The organism is Streptomyces sp. SudanB52_2052, assembly GCF_964272415.1.
Classification (GTDB): Bacteria; Actinomycetota; Actinomycetes; order Streptomycetales; family Streptomycetaceae; genus Streptomyces; species Streptomyces olindensis.
In genome coordinates, this window is the sequence record NZ_OZ186796.1 from 7942452 (window position 1) to 7959501 (window position 17050).

Sequence of the window (17050 nt, forward strand, 5' to 3'; positions counted from 1 at the left end):
TTGTTAACGTTAACATCACCGTGGTTCCATGCCGAAAGCCCGGAAGGAACCCACCGAGCCCATGACCTTCCCCGCGGACTTCGTCCTCGGTTCCGCGACCGCCGCCTACCAGATCGAGGGCGCCGCCGACGACGACGGCCGCGGCCCCTCCATCTGGGACACGTTCTCCCGCACCCCGGGCCGGACCTGGAACGGCGACACCGGGGACGTCGCCGCCGACCACTACCACCGCCTGGAGGAGGACCTCGACCTCATGGCCTCGCTGGGCCTGCGGGCGTACCGGTTCTCGATCGCCTGGCCGCGCGTCCAGCCCACCGGCCGCGGCCCGGCCAACCCCAAGGGCCTGGACTTCTACGGCCGCCTGGTCGACGGCCTGCTCGACCGCGGCATCACCCCCGTGGCCACCCTCTACCACTGGGACCTGCCCCAGGCACTCGAAGACGAGGGCGGCTGGACGAACCGCGCCACCGCCTTCGCCTTCGCCGACTACGCCCGTGTCGTCGGCGAGGCCCTCGGCGACCGCGTCGCCGTCTGGACCACCCTCAACGAGCCGTGGTGCTCCGCCTATCTCGGCTACGGATCCGGCGCCCATGCCCCCGGCCGCACCGACGGCGCCGCGGCGCTGACGGCGGTGCACCACCTCAACCTCGCCCACGGCCTGGCGGTCGAGCAGCTCAGGGCGGTCACCACCAACGACCCGCAGTACTCCATCACCCTCAACTTCCATGTTCTCAGGGGCAGGGGCCACGGCGCCGAGGAGGCCGTGCGGCGCATCGACGCGCTGGCCAACCGCGCCTTCACCGAACCCCTGCTGCGCGGCCGCTACCCGCAGGACCTCATCGAGGACACCGCCGCCGTCACCGACTGGGCGTTCGTCCAGGACGGCGACGTCGCCCGGATCCACCAGCCCCTGGACCTGCTCGGCGTCAACTACTACGCCACCACCGCTGTCCGCCTCTGGGACGGCACGACCCCGCGCCAGAACCACGACGGGCACAAGGACGTGGGCGGCTCGCCCTGGCCCGGCTCGCCCCACGTCGAGTTCCTCGAACAGCCGGGCCCGCACACCGCCATGGGCTGGAACATCGACCCCGACGGACTCGAAGAACTCCTCCTCGACCTCCACCGGCAGTTCCCCGGCCAGCCCCTGGTCATCACCGAGAACGGAGCGGCCTTCGACGACCACCTCTCCGTCCGCCCCGACGGCACGCACGCCGTCCACGACCCCGAGCGCATCGACTACCTCCGCCGCCACCTCCTCGCCGCCCACCGGGCCCTCGCCGCCGGCGTCGACCTGCGCGGGTACTTCGTGTGGTCGCTGATGGACAACTTCGAATGGGGCTACGGGTACGCCAAGCGCTTCGGCATCGTCCACGTCGACTACGAGACCCAGCGCCGCACGCCGAAGGACAGCGCGCTGTGGTACCGGGAGCTGGCCCTGACGGGCAGCATCCCGCCGCCCGCCGAGCCGGCCGGCCCGCCGACGCTTCGATGAAGCGTCAACTATGTTTACACTTTTTCCATGGACGAGACGGTGCGATGGCTGACGCCCGAGGAGCAGCGCGCGTGGCGGGGCTTCATCAGGCTGCAGGAGCGGCTCGGGGGGCGTCTGGGGCGCCGGCTGCAGTCCGAGTCGAAGCTCTCGCCCGCGGACTTCGCGGTGCTGGTCCATCTGACCGACACCCCGGACGGACGTCAGCGCTACCAGGACCTGGCCCGGGCGCTGGAGTGGGAGAAGAGCCGGATGTCCCACCACATCGCGCGGATGGCAGGGCGGGGCATGGTGGTCCGGGAGGAGTGCCCGGAGGACGGGCGCGGCGCGTTCGTCGTGATCACGGAGGCGGGGCGCGCGGCGATCGAGGCCGCCGCGCCGCGCCATGTCGAGGCCGTGCGCGAACTGTTCATGGACCACGTCACCCCGGCCGAACTGCGCGTCCTGGCGGAGATCTCCGAACGGGTCGTCAGCAAGCTGGACGAGGACTCGACCGGGTGAGCCGTCGCTGACTGCGGTGCGGTGCGATGCCGTGCGGTGCCGTGTCGGTGCTCGGCAGGCGTCCCGGCGGGGTGCCGGTGCCCGGCGGGGGTCCGCCGGGCACGCGCGTCGCCTGCTGGGGCGCGTGACTATGCCCGGCGCGGGGCCTGCACGGGGTGTCCGCTCATGATCGACACGCGGTTGAACGCGCCGATGGTGATCGCCACCCGGATCACGGCCGAGATCTGGTCCTCGGTGAGGACCGCGCGGGCCGCCGCGTAGGCGGACTCCTGCGCGGCCGTGTCCGTCGGATCGTTCGTCGCCTCGGCGAGATCGAGCGCCGCGCGCTCCGCCGGGGTGAAGAGGTCGGTGTCCCGCCAGGCCGGCAGAACCCCCAGCCGCTGCGGCGACTCTCCGGCGCGCAGGGCCCTCCTGGTGTGCAGGTCGAGGCAGTAGGCGCAGCCGTTGAGCTGGGACACGCGGAGGTTGACCAGCTCCACGGTGACGCGATCGAGCCCCGCCTCGGAGGCGGTCGCACGCACCGCCTCCGACGCCCGGACCAGCGCGTCGAAGGCGTCGGGACTCCGCTTGTCGATGAAGATCCTCCGGCGCGCGGATCCGGTGGTCTGCTCGCTCACTTCACGTCTCCTTCGGTACCGCCCGGGGCCGCACGCCACGTGCCTGCTAGTCGTCGTCCTGTCGCTCATGGCATAGTAGTTGATGTAACAACTAGAGGGTGGGAGGGTGGTCCCGGTGAGCAACGTGGAAACCGAACCGGCGATGCTGAGATGTGGTGCGACGGTGGACGACGGCCGGCCGGAAGGCGAAGGCCGCGTCGAGGTGCTGTCCGCGCGGGAGGTGCCGCTGGGCGGCCCGCGGGCCCTGCTCGTGCGCCGGACCCTGCCACAGCGGGCCCGGACGCTGATCGGAGCGTGGTGCTTCGCGGATCACTACGGCCCTGTCGACGCCGGCGCGACGGGCATGAGGGTGCCCCCGCACCCGCACACCGGCCTGCAGACGGTGAGCTGGCTGTTCAGCGGGGAGATCGAACACCGGGACACCCTCGGCACGCACGCCTTCGTCCGGCCCGGCGAGATGAACCTGATGACCGGCGGGTACGGCATCGCCCACTCGGAGGTCTCCACCCCGCGCACCACCGTCCTCCACGGCGTACAGCTGTGGGTGGCGCTGCCCGAGGAACACCGGAACGCCGCCCGCGACTTCCAGCACCACGTACCCGAGTCCGTGCGGGTCGACGGTGCCGAGATCAAGGTCTTCCTGGGCACGCTCGCCGGCTCCACCTCTCCGGTGCGGACCTTCACGCCCCTGCTCGGCGCCGAGATCACGCTCGCGCCCCGCGCGACACTCACCCTTACCGTCGACACCTCCTTCGAACACGGCCTCCTCGTCGACACCGGGGAGGTGCGCCTGAACGACACCGCGCTGCACCCGGCGGAACTCGGCTACGTTCCCTGCGGCACCGACGCCGTGACGATGACGAACGACTCGGACGCCCCCGCCCGCACCATCCTGCTCGGGGGCCCGCCCTTCGAGGAGGAGATCGTCATGTGGTGGAACTTCATCGGCCGCAGCCACGATGACATCGTCCAGGCCCGGGAGGACTGGAGGGAAGGCACGCGGCGGTTCGGAGTGGTGGAGGGGTACGACGGGGACCCGCTGCCCGCGCCACCGCTGCCGAACATGCCGCTGAAGCCGCGGGGGAGGATCCCCGGCGGGGCGTGAGCGTCATGCCCTCATCAGGATGGTTTCCGCACGGGCCATGGCCGGAATTCACGGGCGCTTTGGCGGAATGCCCTGCGGGGCTCGCCCGTTTTGTGGCCTGAATTGGGCTGGGCGAGATAGCAGATTGCGTTTTCTCGAGATCCGGGTGCACGGTCCTGGCACGCTTGGGTCGGCGCGGACGGCCGTTGGGCGCAGTCGCGCCGGATTTCTCACCGTCGACCGGAAAGAGGAATACATGCGATCTTCTCTGGCCAGGGTGTTCGTCGCCGCGACTGCCGTCGTCGGCATCGCCGTCGGCGGTCTCGCGGGTGCGAGCGCGAGCGTGGCGGCCCCGCGGCAGGCAGCCCATCCCGCGGTCAGCAGCGGGCAGTTCGCCCCCCTCGCGGTGAACAACCTCGGCCTGGACACGGCGCGGGCCAAGAACTGGCAGAGCTGCCTGAATGCCTGGGGCTTCAACGCCGGTGCCGAGGACGGGCAGTTGGGCACCAATAGCTGGAAGGCGGCGCAGAGGATGCTCAACGCCTGGGGCTACAACGCCGGCACCGAGGACGGGATCGTCGGCCCCAACACGATCAGGGCGTTGCAGAAGTTCTTGAACAACGTGGGTGAGAACGCCGGAACTCCCGACGGAATCGCCGGACCGCAGACCAGGGCCGCGTTCTGGAATTACAACGCCACGGGCTGCTGATTCCCGACCCTGAGTGTCGCGTCGGGCTGGTCGAGCGGGGAGTTGACCGCTCGACCAGCCCGCATACCGCATTGCCGTCGCGGAGGATGCTCAGTCGAGACAGAACTCGTTGCCCTCGATGTCCTGCATCACGATGCACGACTCGTTTTCGCCGTCGGCAAGCAGCGTTCGTACGTGTACCGCACCGAGCGCGATCAGTCGTGCGCTTTCTGCCTGAAGCGTGGCCAGGCGCTCTTCCCCCACGAGTCCGGTGCCGACGCGCACGCAGAGATGCACGCGATTCTTCACGACCTTCCCTTCGGGAACCCGCTGGAAGAGCAGGCGCGGGCCCACACCCGAGGGATCACTGCATGCGAAGTAGGTGACCTGTTCCTCAGGCGGCAGCGAGCGGTGGTAGTCCTCCCAAGTGGCGAACCCCTCCGGGACCGGCGGCACGACATACCCCAGCACCTCGCACCAGAAACCGGCGAGGCGCGCGGGTTCCGCACAGTCGAAGGTGACTTGGAACTGCTTGATCGAAGACATCGGCGCACCATAGCAGGGGGCGGCTCCGACGTCCGGGTCACGGCGGTGCAGGTAGAGGGCTCAGCGGGATCTGCGCCAACACCCAGCGCGTGAAGGTGAGCAGAGCCTCGCCGGAGATGTCCTCAAGCCGGTCGAAGTCCTCCGGCAGCACGTCGATCAGAAAGTGCTCGACCTCCCCGTCGGCTCGCTTGATCAGGACGAGGCAGCGGTAGCAGAGCTTGGGGGGATGCTCGAGAAGGATCGCTCGCAGGGATCCCGTCGCATCGTCGGCCAAGTGGTGCTCAAGCCATCCTGGCTCACGTCCCCTGCCGAGGCCAAGGCGCCGGCCCGTCGAACTCAGCTCCACAAGGTCGTGCTTGCGCACACGCTTGATCGCTTCGGGAACCTTCTCCGGCATGAGAGCAGGTTAGCCGTCAACGGCCGGGACGCGAGGTGCTGCTCGGGGAACCTTTAGAGGGGGTTCACGAGCAACAGCCCGAGCCGCCGCCCGTGCCGGGTCGGTCGCCGTGGAGGTCGTCGTCGTGTCCGGCCGCGATGCGTGCCCATTGCGCGGTCGGCCGTCCGTCCTTGCGGAACTGCGGGCCGGAGGCGTCGTACGGCTGTGGCCAGCCGGGCGGGGAGTCCTCCCAGGTCTCCTGGCGTCCGTGGACGGTCATGTCGAGGATGCCGTAGGAGGGGGCCATGGGTTCGACGCCGCGTCCGGTGGTCCAGTACGTCTCGAAGACGCGGTCCTCGTCGCGGAGATAGATCGCTTTCATGCCGAAGTGGCGTCCGGCGAGGAGCCGTTCACGCGACGCGGCGGGGACGGAGTACCAGGGCAGGTCCCAGCCCATGAATCGGCGGTAGCGGTCGGACTCCTCGTACGGGCCCTGGCAGAAGACGGCGAAGGTGACGTCACGCTGGTGCAGATAGGACAGCTCGCGGACCTGGCCGGTGAAGAAGGTGCAGCCCTCGCACTGGTCGGCGGCGGGACGGCCGTCGTGCCACATGTGATACGACACGAACAGCTGGGTGCGGCCCTCGAAGACGTCGATCAGGGGGACTTCTCCGTCGCCGCCCGCGAGCGGGGTCGACGGGTCCACCTCGGTCATGGGCAGCCGTCGCCGCGCGGCGGCGATCGCGTCACCCTCCCGGGTGTGCGCCTTCTCCCGGACGCGCAGGGTGTCGATCGCGGTCAGCCACTCCCGACGGGAGACGACCGGTGGCTTGTTCTCAGGAGTCATGTCCGTACTGACCCGGCGGCCCGCGAGAACTCATCGGTGGATCCCGAGCCGGCCGCGGAGTCGGACACGGTCGCGTACCGGGCGGCCATCGCCGCGGCGCGGTCGCGCAGGGACGTGCGCAGCGACTCCGGCGACAGGACCTCCGCGTCCGGGCCGAGTTGCCACAGCGCCCACTCGGCGTGCCGCAGGTCCTGGAACGTCGCCTCAAGCCGCAGTCGGCCGTCCCCGTCGGGTTCCGCGGTGCGGACGGCCACCGCGGTGCTCAGCAGGTCCTCCCGCCGCTCGGGGGCCGTCCGTACCAGCACGGCGACATGGCCGCCGGACAGGAACCGCGCGCAGCGGTCCCGCCAGATCCGGTCCAGGTCGACCCGGTTCGGTCGCTGTGCCGGTTCGGGGAGTTCTTCCGCCGCCGACACCCGCGACAGGCGGTAGGTGCGGTCGGCCCCGGACCTCGTGGCCAGCAGGTAGCCCCGGTCGCGCACGGTGACCAGCCCGATCGGGTCCACCGTGCGCCACCGGGGTGCCTGGTCCGTGGCCGCGTAGTGGATGCGCAGTTTGTGTCCGGCGAGCACCGCGCGCCGGATCTCCCTCATGGTCGTGCCGGGCACTTCCTCGGTGACCACCCGGCGGGAGAGCAGGTCGGTCTCCGGCTCGACGAGGAACCGCCGGGCCGCGTCGCTCGCGGTGGCCCGATGGCTTTCGGGCAGTGCGTCGACCACCTTGCGCATGGCCGAGGCGAGCGCCGAGCCGAGGCCGAACGCCTGCTCGCCGCGCGCCGATCCGGCGGTCAGCAGGGCGAGGGCCTCCTCGTGGTTCAGCCCGGTGAGTTCCGTCCGGAAACCGGGCAGCAGGGAGAACCCGCCGTGTCGGCCACGTTCGGCGTAGACCGGGACGCCGGCCGCGGACAGCGCCTCGATGTCGCGCAGCACGGTACGGGTGGACACCTCCAGCTCGCGGGCCAGCGTGTCCGCGGTCATCCGACCGCGCTGACGCAGCAGCAGCACCAGGGAGACCAGCCGATCGGCGCGCATGCGGGGACCTTATCGAATACATGACTGAGGGTGTCGTGATTCGTTGGAAGGCTCCTCGTACGCGATTCCAGCGCATCCAAGGGAGTTCAAGTGGCAGTGGAACGAACGGCGGTCAACCCGGTGACGTGGTCGGTGGAGCTGGGCTTCAACCAGGGTGAACTCGTCTCCGGGCACACCCGGACCCTGTACTGCTCCGGACAGACCGCGATGAGCGGTGACGGCAAGCCGCAGCACGAGGGCGACATGGCCGCACAGCTGGCGCTGAGCCTCGACAACCTGGAGGCCGTGCTCGGCGAGGCCGGCATGTCCCTCGCGAACCTCGTCCGGCTCAACGTCTACACCACCGACGTCGATCTGCTGTTCCCGCACTACGGTGTGCTGGCGGCGCGGTTGGGCGCCGCCGGGGTGGCACCGGCCACCACGATGCTCGGGGTGACACGGCTCGCGATCCCCGGCCAACTGGTCGAACTCGAGGGGACCGCCGTCGCCCAGGCCGAGGATCCAGCTCAGTCCGACACCGAACACTGACGCCGGGTGCGGCCCGTTCCGCGGACGTCCCGCCGCAGCACCGTGGTCGCCCGCGCGCCCATGCCGGAGTCAGGAACGCGTCGCGGCCCGGTCGGACTCGCTGCGGAGGACGCAGAATTCATTGCCTTCGGGGTCGGCGAGTACCGCCCAGCCGGAGCCGTCGGGGTTCCGGTGATCGGCGACGAAGGTGGCGCCGATCCCCAGCAGCCGTTCCACTTCCTGGTCGCGTGAGGTCTCGGGGCGCAGGCACAGATGGATCCGGTTCTTGACCGTCTTGGGCTCGGGCACCTGGTTGAAGTGGAGCACGGGACCCTCGGTCAGCAGCACCTGAGTCTCCCGATCGCCCGGCTCGGCGTCCGGATCCAGCGGCCGGCCGGTCACCCTGCTCCAGAACCGGGCCAGCTCGTAGGCATCCGCACAGTCGATCGCCACGTTCTGCACCACCGAAACCATGAGCGCCAGCCTCCCCGACTTCCACGCCGGACGCCACCGAGTTGCACCGGCCACCTCCGCACCCGATCCCATCGGGCACAGGATGTCGGGTCCGGCAGGACGGGTGCCGCTTAGCGTGCTGATCGAATCGAACGAAGGGGACCGGGCGTGCTGGAGCGGCTGAACCAGGCCATGGAGCACATCGAGCAGCGTCTCGACCAGGACCTCGACGTCGCCGAGCTGGCACGCGTCGCGGCCACCTCGGAGTACCACCTGCGGCGGATGTTCTCGGCGCTCGCGGGCATGCCGCTGTCGGAGTACGTCCGGCGCCGTCGGCTCACCCTGGCGGGCGCCGAGGTCCTCGCCGGGCGCGAGACGCTGCTGGAGATCGCGGTGCGCTACGGCTACGGCTCCGGCGAGGCGTTCGCGCGGGCGTTCCGCGCCATGCACGGCATCGGACCGGGCGAGGCCCGCCGTACCGGGGCCGCGCTCAGTTCCCAGTCCCGGATGGCCTTCCGCCTCACCATCGAAGGGAGCAGCGACATGCGGTACCGCGTCGTGGACAAGGCGGACTTCACCGTCGTCGGACTCAGGACCCGGGTACCGCTGGTGCACACGGGCCCGAACCAGGCGATCATCGACTTCGTCCGCGGGATCGACCCGCGGACCCGGGAGCGCCTGGAGAAGCTGTCGGACCAGGAGCCGCACGGCATCGTCGCGGTCTGCGACGACCTGGACCCCAGCCGCGCCGAGGGCACCGAACTCGACTACTACCACGGCGTGATCACCTCGGCGGCCCCTCCCGAGGGCACGACCACGCTGGCCGTCCCGGCCGGTACCTGGGCGGTCTTCACGGCCTCCGGTCCGGCGCCGCAGGCCATCCAGGAGCTGTGGCGGGACGTCTTCACCGAGTGGTTCCCGTCGAACCCGTACCGCAGCCGCACCGGCCCCGAGATCCTGCGCACCCGCCTGTCACCGGACACGACCGAGGCCGACGCCGAACTGTGGCTCCCCGTGGAGCCCGAGCGGAGATGAACGGCGCGGCAGGGTGTGGGGGAAGTCTCGCTCCCCGGAAGACCAGCAGGTCAATCCCGGTCTGACGACCCCCGTCCCCTGCCGGACGGCTCGTCCCAGGCGGCGTACCGAAGCGCCCAAATCCCGTGTCGTACTAAGATTTCCGGCTCGTTGAGGAGCTGGAGCCGGACAACCCCAGGCAGACCTGAGGACCCGCCAGCGCCCCGGAGGCATCCGGGATCGAGACGCGAGGACCGGATGGCAGCCATACACGAGAGCAGCGCTCTCGGCCTGCTCGACGAAGAGATCCGCGACAAGTTCGGCGACACGGCACGCTTTTCCGGGGCCCCGGCGGCCTCTCCGCGCACGCTCGTCGACGTCTTCGAGGCGTCCGTCCGCTCGTCCCCGGACGAGCCCGCCCTGGACGACGGCACGGCCTGCCTCACCTACCGTGCGCTGGCCGCCGAGGTGGAGCGGCTGCGGAGCAGGCTCGGCGCGGCCGGGGTCGGGCTGGGGGACCGGGTGGGCGTACGCGTCCCGTCCGGCACCAACGAGCTCTACATCGCGATCCTCGCCGTGCTCGCGGCCGGTGCCGCCTACGTCCCCGTCGACGTCGAGGACCCGGACGAGCGCGCCGACTTGGTGTTCGGGGAGGCGGACGTACGGGCCGTCATCGGGGCCGGGCACGAGATCGTCGTGCACGGTACCGCCGACGCCGCCGCTGCCGCCGCGCGTCCCGGCGTCGGGCACGACGCCTGGATCATCTTCACGTCCGGTTCCACCGGCAGGCCCAAGGGCGTCGCCGTCTCGCACCGCAGCGCCGCCGCGTTCGTGGACGCCGAGGCCGCCCTGTTCCTCACCGAGGAGCCGATCGGGCCCGGGGACCGGGTCATGGCGGGGCTGTCGGTGGCGTTCGACGCCTCCTGCGAGGAGATGTGGCTCGCATGGCGGTACGGGGCCTGTCTGGTGCCGGTACCGCGCGCGCAGGTCAGGAGCGGTGCCGACCTCGGGCCCTGGCTGGTCGAGCAGGAGATCACGGTCGTGTCCACCGTGCCGACGCTGGCCGCGCTGTGGGAACCCGAGACCCTCAACGACGTACGGCTGCTGATCTTCGGCGGTGAGGCCTGCCCGCCCGAACTGGCCCAGCGGCTGGTGACCGAGGGGCGCGAGGTCTGGAACACGTACGGGCCGACCGAGGCAACCGTCGTCGCCTGCGCCTCGCTGATGACCGGCGAGGAGCCGATCCGCATCGGGCTGCCCCTGGACGGCTGGGAACTGGCCGTCGTCGACGAGGCCGGAGAGCCCGTACCGATGGGCGGCAGCGGCCAGTTGGTGATCGGCGGGGTCGGCCTCGCCCGGTACCTCGACGCCGAGAAGGACGCGGAGAAGTACGCGCCCCTGGAGTCCCTGGGGTGGCAGCGGGCGTACCGCAGCGGCGACCTCGTCAGGGCGGAGCCCGAGGGGCTGGTCTTCCTCGGGCGGGCCGACGAGCAGATCAAGCTCGGCGGGCGGCGCATCGAACTCGGCGAAGTGGACGCCGCCCTGCAGGCGCTGCCCGGAGTCGCCGGCGCCGCGGCCGCCGTGCGGACCGCCCGCAGCGGCAACCAACTGCTCGTCGGCTACGTCGTCACCCAGGACGGCTGGGACCACGCGGCGGCCGTGGAGAAACTGCGGGCCGAACTGCCCGCCGCGCTCGTGCCGCTGCTCGCGCCGGTCGACGAGCTGCCGACCCGCACCAGCGGCAAGGTGGACCGGGCCGCCCTGCCGTGGCCGCTGGAGGGGCTGGGGGGCGCCGGCCCGGTCGAGGAGCTGTACGGCACCGAGGCCTGGCTCGCCGAGCAGTGGAGCGAGGTGCTCGGCATTCCCGTGACCAGCGCGCGGGACGACTTCTTCGCGATCGGCGGCGGCAGCCTCGCCGCCGCCCAGCTCACCACCAGGCTGCGCACCCGCTACCCGAGCGCCGCCGTCCTGGACATCTACCAGCAGCCCGGCTTGCGGAAACTGGCCCGGCGGCTGGAGGAGTCGGCACAGGACGACGGGACCGCACGGGTCGTCGCCCCGGTCCCGGTCCGCGCCCAGGCGATCCAGCTCCTCGCCCTGATCCCCCTGTTCACCCTGCTCGGACTGCGCTGGACCGTGGCGCTCGCCGCGCTCGGGAACCTGCTGCCCGCCTACTCCTGGCTGCCGACCGCCCCGTGGTGGCTCATCGCGACCGGGGCGGTGCTGCTGTTCAGCCCGCCCGGGCGGCTCGCCCTCGCGGCGGGCGGGGCACGGCTGCTGCTGCGCGACGTGCAGCCGGGCCGGTACCCGCGCGGCGGCGGCGTGCACCTGCGGCTGTGGGCCGCCGAACGGCTCGCGGAGTTCAGCGGGGCGACCTCGCTGACCGGGTCCTGGCTGGAGCGGTACGCGCGGGCGCTCGGCGCCAAGGTCGGCCCCGAAGTGGACCTGCACTCGCTGCCGCCGGTCACCGGCATGCTCAAGCTGGGCCGGGGCGCGGCCGTCGAGTCCGAGGTGGACCTGTCCGGGTACTGGCTGGACGGCGACCGGCTGGAGATCGGCCCGGTCAAGGTCGGCGCGCAGGCCGTCGTCGGCACGCGCAGCACGCTCTTCCCCGGCGCCCGGGTCGGCAAGCGGGCCGAGGTGGCGCCCGGTTCGGCGGTCACCGGCCAGATCCCCACCGGGCAGCGGTGGGCGGGCGCGCCCGCCGTCAAGCTCGGCAGGGCCAAGCCCAACCGGCCGAAGGAACGGCCGGGGCGGGGCACGTCCTGGCGTGCGATGTACGGCGTGACGGGCTTCGCGCTGAGCGCGCTGCCGGTGCTCGCGGGCGGGGCGGCGCTCCTCGTGGCCGACGCGTTCATCACGCCGGACGTGACCGTGCGCGGCGTCGCGCTCGCCCTCGTACCGGCGACGCTCGCATACGGGCTGGCGTACGCCCTGCTGATCCTGATCGCCGTACGGCTGCTCAGCCTGGGGCTGCGCGAGGGCACACACCCCACGCACAGCCGGATCGGCTGGCAGGCCTGGACGGTCACCCAGCTGATGGACCGCTCGCGGGAGACGCTGTTCCCGCTGTACGCCGGGCTGGCCACGCCGGTGTGGCTCCGGCTGCTCGGGATGCGGATCGGGCGGGGCGCCGAGGTGTCGACCGTCCTCGCCCTGCCCAGCCTCACCACCGTCGGCGAGGGCGCGTTCCTCGCCGACGACACGCTGACCGCGCCCTACGAGCTCGGCGGCGGCTGGATGCGGATCGGGCGGGCCGAGATCGGGCGGCGGGCCTTCCTCGGGAACTCCGGGATGACCGCGCCGGGCCGGTCCGTGCCGGACGGCGGTCTGGTCGGGGTGCTGTCGGCGACGCCGAAGAAGGCGAAGAAGGGCACCTCCTACCTGGGGCTGCCGCCGGTCAGACTGCCGCGCGCCGCGGCCGACGGCGACCGGAGCCGCACCTACGATCCGCCGGCCCGGCTGCTGTGGGCGCGGGCCTCCGTGGAGCTGTGCCGGATCGTGCCGGTGTTCTGCTCGGCGGGGCTGGTAGTGCTGACCGTGGCGGCGCTGTGCGCGCTGGGGGCCTGGGCGCCGCCGCTGTCGGGGCTCGTGCTGCTCGCGGCGGGGGCGGTCGCGGCCCTCGTGTCGATCGTCGCCAAGTGGGCGCTCGTGGGGCGGCACCGTAGCGGCGAGCATCCCCTGTGGTCCGCCTTCGTGTGGCGCAACGAGCTGGCGGACACCTTCGTCGAGGTGCTCGCCGTGCCGTGGCTGGCCGGTGCGGTACCCGGCACGCCGCTGACGACGGCGTGGCTGCGCGGGCTCGGGGCGCGGATCGGCAAGGGCGTGTGGGTGGAGAGCTACTGGCTGCCCGAGACGGACCTGGTGACGCTCGGGGACGCGGCGACCGTGAACCGCGGCTGCGTGCTCCAGACGCACCTCTTCCACGACCGGATCTTGCGGACGGATACTGTGGTCCTCCGTGAGGGCGCGACGCTGGGTCCTGGCGGGATCGTCCTGCCCGGCAGCACGATCGGGGCCCGTACGACCCTGGGTCCCGCGTCGCTCGTCATGGCCGCGGAGTCCGTCCCCGACGACACCCGCTGGCTCGGCAACCCGATCGAGGCATGGCGTCCCTGAGCGCCGGCCACTCGGAGCCGGAGGGCGACGGACCGGCGGACAGTGGCAGCGGCACAGCGCAGGGAGCACAGACGGCAGTGGCAGTCCAGCAGGTGGCGGGCGCGGACCCGTACTTCCCGGAGCACGGCGACCCCCGGTACCGGGTGCACCGGTACGAGCTCGCGCTGGACTACCGCCCGGGCCCGAACCGGCTGTCTGGGACGGCCCGCATCAACGCCATCGCGGGACGGGCGCCGCTCACCGAGTTCGTGCTGAACCTGGCCGACTACAAGATCGGGCGGGTGCGGGTCGACGGACGGCAGCCGCACTACACGCACCGCGGCGGCAGGCTGCGCGTCCGCCCCGCCAAGCCGGTCCGTGCCGGGGCGGCCTTCACGGTCGAGGTGCACTGGTCGGGCAACCCCGAACCGGTCAACAGCCCGTGGGGCGGGCTCGGTTGGGAGGAGCTGGAGGACGGGGCGCTGGTGGCCAGCCAGCCCATCGGCGCGCCGTCGTGGTATCCGTGCAACGACCGGCCCGCCGACAAGGCGTCGTACCAGATCTCGGTCACCACGCCGTCGGCGTACGCGGTGGTGGCGGGCGGGCGGCTGCTGACCCGGACGACGAAGGCGAGCACGACCACCTGGGTGTACGAGCAGTCGGCGCCGACGTCCAGTTACCTGGTCGGGCTGGCGATCGGCAAGTACCAGACGGTGCTGCTGGGCGATCCGGGGCCGGGCGGGGTACCGCAGCACGGGCACATCCCGGCCCGTCTGCTGGGCGACTTCTCACGCGACTTCGCCCGCCAGCCGCAGATGATGGAGGTGTTCCAGGAGTTGTTCGGGCCGTACCCGTTCGACGAGTACGCGGTCGTGGTGACCGAGGAGGAACTCGACGTGCCCGTCGAGGCACAGGGGCTCTCGCTGTTCGGCGCCAACCACGTGGACGGGGCGCGGGGTTCGGAGCGGCTCGTGGCGCACGAGCTGGCGCACCAGTGGTTCGGCAACAGCGTGTCCATCGCGGACTGGCGGCACATCTGGCTGAACGAGGGGTTCGCGAAGTACGCGGAGTGGCTGTGGTCGGAGCGCTCGGGCGGGCGTACGGCGCAGCAGCACGCGGCCGCCGCGCACCGGGTGCTGTCGTCGCTGCCGCAGGACCTGCGGCTGGCGGACCCGGGGCGCAAGTCGATGTTCGACGACCGGCTCTACGAACGCGGCGGGCTGGTGCTGCACGCGGTGCGCTGCGCGCTGGGCGACATCGCCTTCTTCCGCATGCTGCGCGGCTGGGGGCAGCTGCACCGGGGCGGCACGGTGACGACCGCGGCCTTCGCCTCCCACGTGGCCCGCTTCGCGACCGAGCCGGTGGACGAGCTGCTGCGGGCATGGGTACACGGGGCGGCACTGCCGCCGCTGCCGGGGGCCGCGACGCGGGCGGCCCGCTAGGGGTTGTCCGCAAAGTCCCGCCCGCCCCCGCGGCGGCAGACCTCCGCGGGAGACGCGCGGCGCAGGCCCGGACTGGACCGGACAGGGCCGTGACCAGACCGGACAGCGGGACCGTTGTCCGGGACGGGGCGATCGACTGAGGGCCTCCCGCCCGCCCCGCGATGCCCCGGGCGTTCCCGCCCGGGGCGTCCGCACGCGCCGAAAAGCGATTGCCGAGCCCCGGCCACGGTTGCCACGATGGCCGTCGTGATCACCGCGGAGAATCCGAACTGCCTGATCGTGACGGGGATGCCGGGGGCCGGGAAATCGACGGTGACGAGGCTCGTCGCCGAGCGCCTGCCGCGTTCCGCCCGGCTCGACGGCGACTTCGTCAGCAGGCTGGTCGTCGGCGGCCGCGTCGGGGCCCTGGGGGAACCGGCCGACGAGGCGGCGCGGCAAGTGGAGTTGTGCAACCGCAATCTGTGCAGCCTGGCGAACAACTTCTCCGACGCCGGCTTCACACCCGTGATCGACTGGGTGATCCCCGACCGCGGCCAGCTGGACTTCTTCGTCTCCCTCCTCCCGGCCCGGCAGGTGCTGTTCGTCGTCCTCGCACCAGGCATCGAGATGTGTCGGCACCGCAACACCCTCCGGGATCCGCGGGAGCGGTTCTACTTCGACGGTTACGAAGACCTCGAAGCCGCCATGAAGCGCGAACTCGGCGACATCGGCTGGTGGTTCGACACCTCGGCCCTCACCCCGGAGGAGACCGCCGACCGCGTCATCCGGGAGGCGCCCGGGCGCGCTCGGGTGTGTCAGTGAGTCGTTGAAGGAAATACGCGGGTACCGCTCCGATAACATGATCGAACAAATGATCAAACTAAAAAACTAACAAATCGGCTGAAGACTTGATATCTAAATCATCGCGGATATCTTCGCGCATAAGACGCAGAATCGCGCTCGCCGCCCGGCATCGACCCCGGGCGGTGCTGTGGAGTGCCGCGGGGGTGGTGACTCTCGGATTCCTCGTCGCGCTGGAGATCACCGCCCGCCGCTACGGCCTGCCGGGGCCGATGGTCCACCAGGCGCGAGAAGTGATCGTCGCGCCCAAGTCGGGCTTCCTGCTGTACGCCAGCATGGCGTTGATGATGGTGGTGCTCGACTGGCGGCAGCGCTGGATCGCGGTCGGCGCCGCCATCGGCATCGACGCGGTGTTCCTGCTGGTGCGCTGGGCGGTCGGCGCCGACCTGAACGGCGGGCACCCCTTCGGCAACGGCGCGCTGTGGGTCATCCTGGGCGTCGCGGTCCTCGCCGTCACCCGCCGCACCGGCGCCGAACGCCTCCTGCTGCTGAAGGGCGTCGGGCTGGGCCTGCTGCTGGTGACCGGCCGCAAGACCGGCGACACCTGGCTGCTCATCACCTCGGAGACCCGGGCGACGGTCCTCGACCAGTACCTGGCGAACGCCGACCACGCGCTGGGCAACCCGTCCTGGCTGGTGGGCCGGATGGTCAGGGCCACCGGCCCGGTCGGCGCGCATCTCCTCGACTACGTCTACGCCCAACTCGCGGTGGCCGCGGTCGTCGTCGCGCTGTACCAGCTGCGGAACGTGGCGGTCGAGCGCCGCTTCCCGGGCCATCACATCGTGCGCACCTTCCTGGTGATCGGCCTCCTCGGGCCGGGCATCTACATGATCTTCCCGGTGGTCGGGCCCATCTTCGCCTTCGGCGCCGACGGCGGGCACTGGGCGCTGGCCCACCTGTGGCCGGACACACCCCCGTCGATCGCCACCCCGCACGCGATGCCGTTCGACGAGATCACCCCCCGCAACTGCATGCCCAGCCTGCACACGGCATGGGCCACCGCCATCTTCATCCACTCCCGCAAGGGCCCGCGGGCCCTGCGCTTCGCCGGCACCTTCTGGCTGATCGCCACGCTCACCGCGACACTGGGATTCGGCTACCACTACGGCGTGGACCTCGTCGCCGGCGTGGTGTTCGCGTACACCATCGAGGCGGCCATGCGCATGCTCGACCGCGGCTGGGACCGGTCCGGGATCCAGCTGGTCGCCTACGGCACGACGGTCTTCGCGGCGCTCCTGCTCTGCTACCGCTTCGCGTCGCTGGAGATGGCCACGTACCCGTGGGTGTTCGGCCCGCTCCTCATCCTGGCGATGGCCTCCGTGGTCTACGGCTACATCCGGACCACCCGGACATGGGAACCGGAAGCCGCCTCGGCGCAGCGCCCGTCGTCGAGGCCCGAGCTGACGGCCGTCCCGTAGACGATGCAGGGCGGGCCGCGCGGCCGCACCTCCCCGAAAGGGGCGCCTGACCGGTATCCCGCCGGTTCCGGCGCCCCTTTTCCGTGGGGCGCGCCC

The 17050-nt window shown here is 71.6% G+C and carries 16 protein-coding genes; 10 read left to right on the plus strand and 6 right to left on the minus strand.

From position 1 onward, the window contains the following. Positions 1 to 28 precede the first annotated feature (28 nt). Together ACSUPV_RS35770 and ACSUPV_RS35775 are read left to right on the plus strand one after the other, a co-directional pair. Complete coding sequence (locus tag ACSUPV_RS35770; RefSeq protein WP_436949301.1) at positions 29 to 1495, plus strand: GH1 family beta-glucosidase; 1467 nt, start codon at positions 29 to 31, stop codon at positions 1493 to 1495. A 27-nt stretch (positions 1496 to 1522) separates the two neighbouring features. Beyond that, positions 1523 to 1993 (plus strand): MarR family winged helix-turn-helix transcriptional regulator, encoded by a 471-nt coding sequence (locus ACSUPV_RS35775; RefSeq protein ID WP_436949303.1) that lies wholly within the window; start codon positions 1523 to 1525, stop codon positions 1991 to 1993. A 128-nt stretch (positions 1994 to 2121) separates the two neighbouring features. Here the strand turns inward: ACSUPV_RS35775 and ACSUPV_RS35780 are convergent, their stop codons facing one another. Then, positions 2122 to 2610, minus strand: a complete 489-nt coding sequence (locus ACSUPV_RS35780) for a carboxymuconolactone decarboxylase family protein (RefSeq protein WP_436949305.1) — start codon at positions 2608 to 2610, stop codon at positions 2122 to 2124. 115 nt (positions 2611 to 2725) lie between these two features. On the opposite strand from ACSUPV_RS35780, the gene ACSUPV_RS35785 reads away from it, so the two are divergent. Both ACSUPV_RS35785 and ACSUPV_RS35790 read left to right on the plus strand, forming a co-directional pair. Then, entirely contained in the window at positions 2726 to 3715 is a 990-nt protein-coding gene (locus ACSUPV_RS35785; RefSeq protein WP_382612019.1) for a pirin family protein, read from the plus strand. A 235-nt stretch (positions 3716 to 3950) separates the two neighbouring features. After that, positions 3951 to 4403 (plus strand): peptidoglycan-binding domain-containing protein, encoded by a 453-nt coding sequence (locus tag ACSUPV_RS35790; protein WP_031117277.1) that lies wholly within the window; start codon positions 3951 to 3953, stop codon positions 4401 to 4403. Positions 4404 to 4493: 90 nt separating this feature from the next. Here ACSUPV_RS35790 and ACSUPV_RS35795 read toward each other — a convergent pair whose 3' ends face one another. From ACSUPV_RS35795 to ACSUPV_RS35810, 4 genes are all read right to left on the minus strand, one after another. Further along, positions 4494 to 4928 (minus strand): VOC family protein, encoded by a 435-nt coding sequence (locus ACSUPV_RS35795; RefSeq protein ID WP_031117276.1) that lies wholly within the window; start codon positions 4926 to 4928, stop codon positions 4494 to 4496. Between the two features lie 37 nt (positions 4929 to 4965). Next, positions 4966 to 5325, minus strand: coding sequence for a hypothetical protein (locus ACSUPV_RS35800; protein ID WP_359789785.1), 360 nt, complete (start codon positions 5323 to 5325; stop codon positions 4966 to 4968). A 64-nt stretch (positions 5326 to 5389) separates the two neighbouring features. Further along, a complete protein-coding gene (locus ACSUPV_RS35805) occupies positions 5390 to 6151 on the minus strand; it encodes a DUF899 family protein (protein ID WP_037761801.1) in 762 nt (253 codons plus the stop codon). Beyond that, positions 6148 to 7182 (minus strand): helix-turn-helix transcriptional regulator, encoded by a 1035-nt coding sequence (locus tag ACSUPV_RS35810; RefSeq protein ID WP_051648734.1) that lies wholly within the window; start codon positions 7180 to 7182, stop codon positions 6148 to 6150. The genes ACSUPV_RS35805 and ACSUPV_RS35810 overlap by 4 nt, the downstream gene beginning before the upstream one ends. A gap of 96 nt (positions 7183 to 7278) precedes the next feature. Between ACSUPV_RS35810 and ACSUPV_RS35815 the strand changes: the two genes are divergently transcribed. After that, on the plus strand, positions 7279 to 7710 hold the full coding sequence (locus ACSUPV_RS35815) for a RidA family protein (RefSeq protein ID WP_051648732.1): 432 nt from the start codon (positions 7279 to 7281) through the stop codon (positions 7708 to 7710). Positions 7711 to 7779: 69 nt separating this feature from the next. Here ACSUPV_RS35815 and ACSUPV_RS35820 read toward each other — a convergent pair whose 3' ends face one another. Beyond that, positions 7780 to 8163, minus strand: a complete 384-nt coding sequence (locus ACSUPV_RS35820; protein ID WP_037761800.1) for a VOC family protein — start codon at positions 8161 to 8163, stop codon at positions 7780 to 7782. A 147-nt stretch (positions 8164 to 8310) separates the two neighbouring features. Between ACSUPV_RS35820 and ACSUPV_RS35825 the strand changes: the two genes are divergently transcribed. The 5 genes from ACSUPV_RS35825 to ACSUPV_RS35845 all read left to right on the plus strand — a co-directional run bounded on the left by ACSUPV_RS35825 (position 8311) and on the right by ACSUPV_RS35845 (position 16954). Next, on the plus strand, positions 8311 to 9177 hold the full coding sequence (locus ACSUPV_RS35825; RefSeq protein WP_031117269.1) for an AraC family transcriptional regulator: 867 nt from the start codon (positions 8311 to 8313) through the stop codon (positions 9175 to 9177). A 237-nt stretch (positions 9178 to 9414) separates the two neighbouring features. Continuing rightward, entirely contained in the window at positions 9415 to 13275 is a 3861-nt protein-coding gene (locus ACSUPV_RS35830; protein WP_436949310.1) for a Pls/PosA family non-ribosomal peptide synthetase, read from the plus strand. A 77-nt stretch (positions 13276 to 13352) separates the two neighbouring features. Next, on the plus strand, positions 13353 to 14696 hold the full coding sequence (locus ACSUPV_RS35835; protein WP_436949312.1) for a M1 family metallopeptidase: 1344 nt from the start codon (positions 13353 to 13355) through the stop codon (positions 14694 to 14696). A gap of 237 nt (positions 14697 to 14933) precedes the next feature. After that, the gene (locus ACSUPV_RS35840; protein WP_382612033.1) at positions 14934 to 15497 is read left to right on the plus strand and encodes an AAA family ATPase; all 564 of its coding nucleotides are present in this window, start codon (positions 14934 to 14936) and stop codon (positions 15495 to 15497) included. A gap of 131 nt (positions 15498 to 15628) precedes the next feature. Next, positions 15629 to 16954, plus strand: coding sequence for a phosphatase PAP2 family protein (locus ACSUPV_RS35845; RefSeq protein ID WP_382612526.1), 1326 nt, complete (start codon positions 15629 to 15631; stop codon positions 16952 to 16954). The last annotated feature ends 96 nt before the right edge of the window (positions 16955 to 17050 follow it).

Excerpts from the sequence above, each read along its gene's own strand:
- ACSUPV_RS35770 (WP_436949301.1), top strand. The coding sequence starts at position 29 with ATGCCGAAAGCCCGGAAGGAACCCACCGAGCCCATGACCTTCCCCGCG.
- ACSUPV_RS35775 (WP_436949303.1), top strand. The coding sequence starts at position 1,523 with ATGGACGAGACGGTGCGATGGCTGACGCCCGAGGAGCAGCGCGCGTGG.
- ACSUPV_RS35790 (WP_031117277.1), top strand. The coding sequence starts at position 3,951 with ATGCGATCTTCTCTGGCCAGGGTGTTCGTCGCCGCGACTGCCGTCGTC.
- ACSUPV_RS35795 (WP_031117276.1), bottom strand. The coding sequence starts at position 4,928 with ATGTCTTCGATCAAGCAGTTCCAAGTCACCTTCGACTGTGCGGAACCC.
- ACSUPV_RS35800 (WP_359789785.1), bottom strand. The coding sequence starts at position 5,325 with ATGCCGGAGAAGGTTCCCGAAGCGATCAAGCGTGTGCGCAAGCACGAC.
- ACSUPV_RS35805 (WP_037761801.1), bottom strand. The coding sequence starts at position 6,151 with ATGACTCCTGAGAACAAGCCACCGGTCGTCTCCCGTCGGGAGTGGCTG.
- ACSUPV_RS35810 (WP_051648734.1), bottom strand. The coding sequence starts at position 7,182 with ATGCGCGCCGATCGGCTGGTCTCCCTGGTGCTGCTGCTGCGTCAGCGC.
- ACSUPV_RS35820 (WP_037761800.1), bottom strand. The coding sequence starts at position 8,163 with ATGGTTTCGGTGGTGCAGAACGTGGCGATCGACTGTGCGGATGCCTAC.
- ACSUPV_RS35830 (WP_436949310.1), top strand. The coding sequence starts at position 9,415 with ATGGCAGCCATACACGAGAGCAGCGCTCTCGGCCTGCTCGACGAAGAG.
- ACSUPV_RS35840 (WP_382612033.1), top strand. The coding sequence starts at position 14,934 with ATGGCCGTCGTGATCACCGCGGAGAATCCGAACTGCCTGATCGTGACG.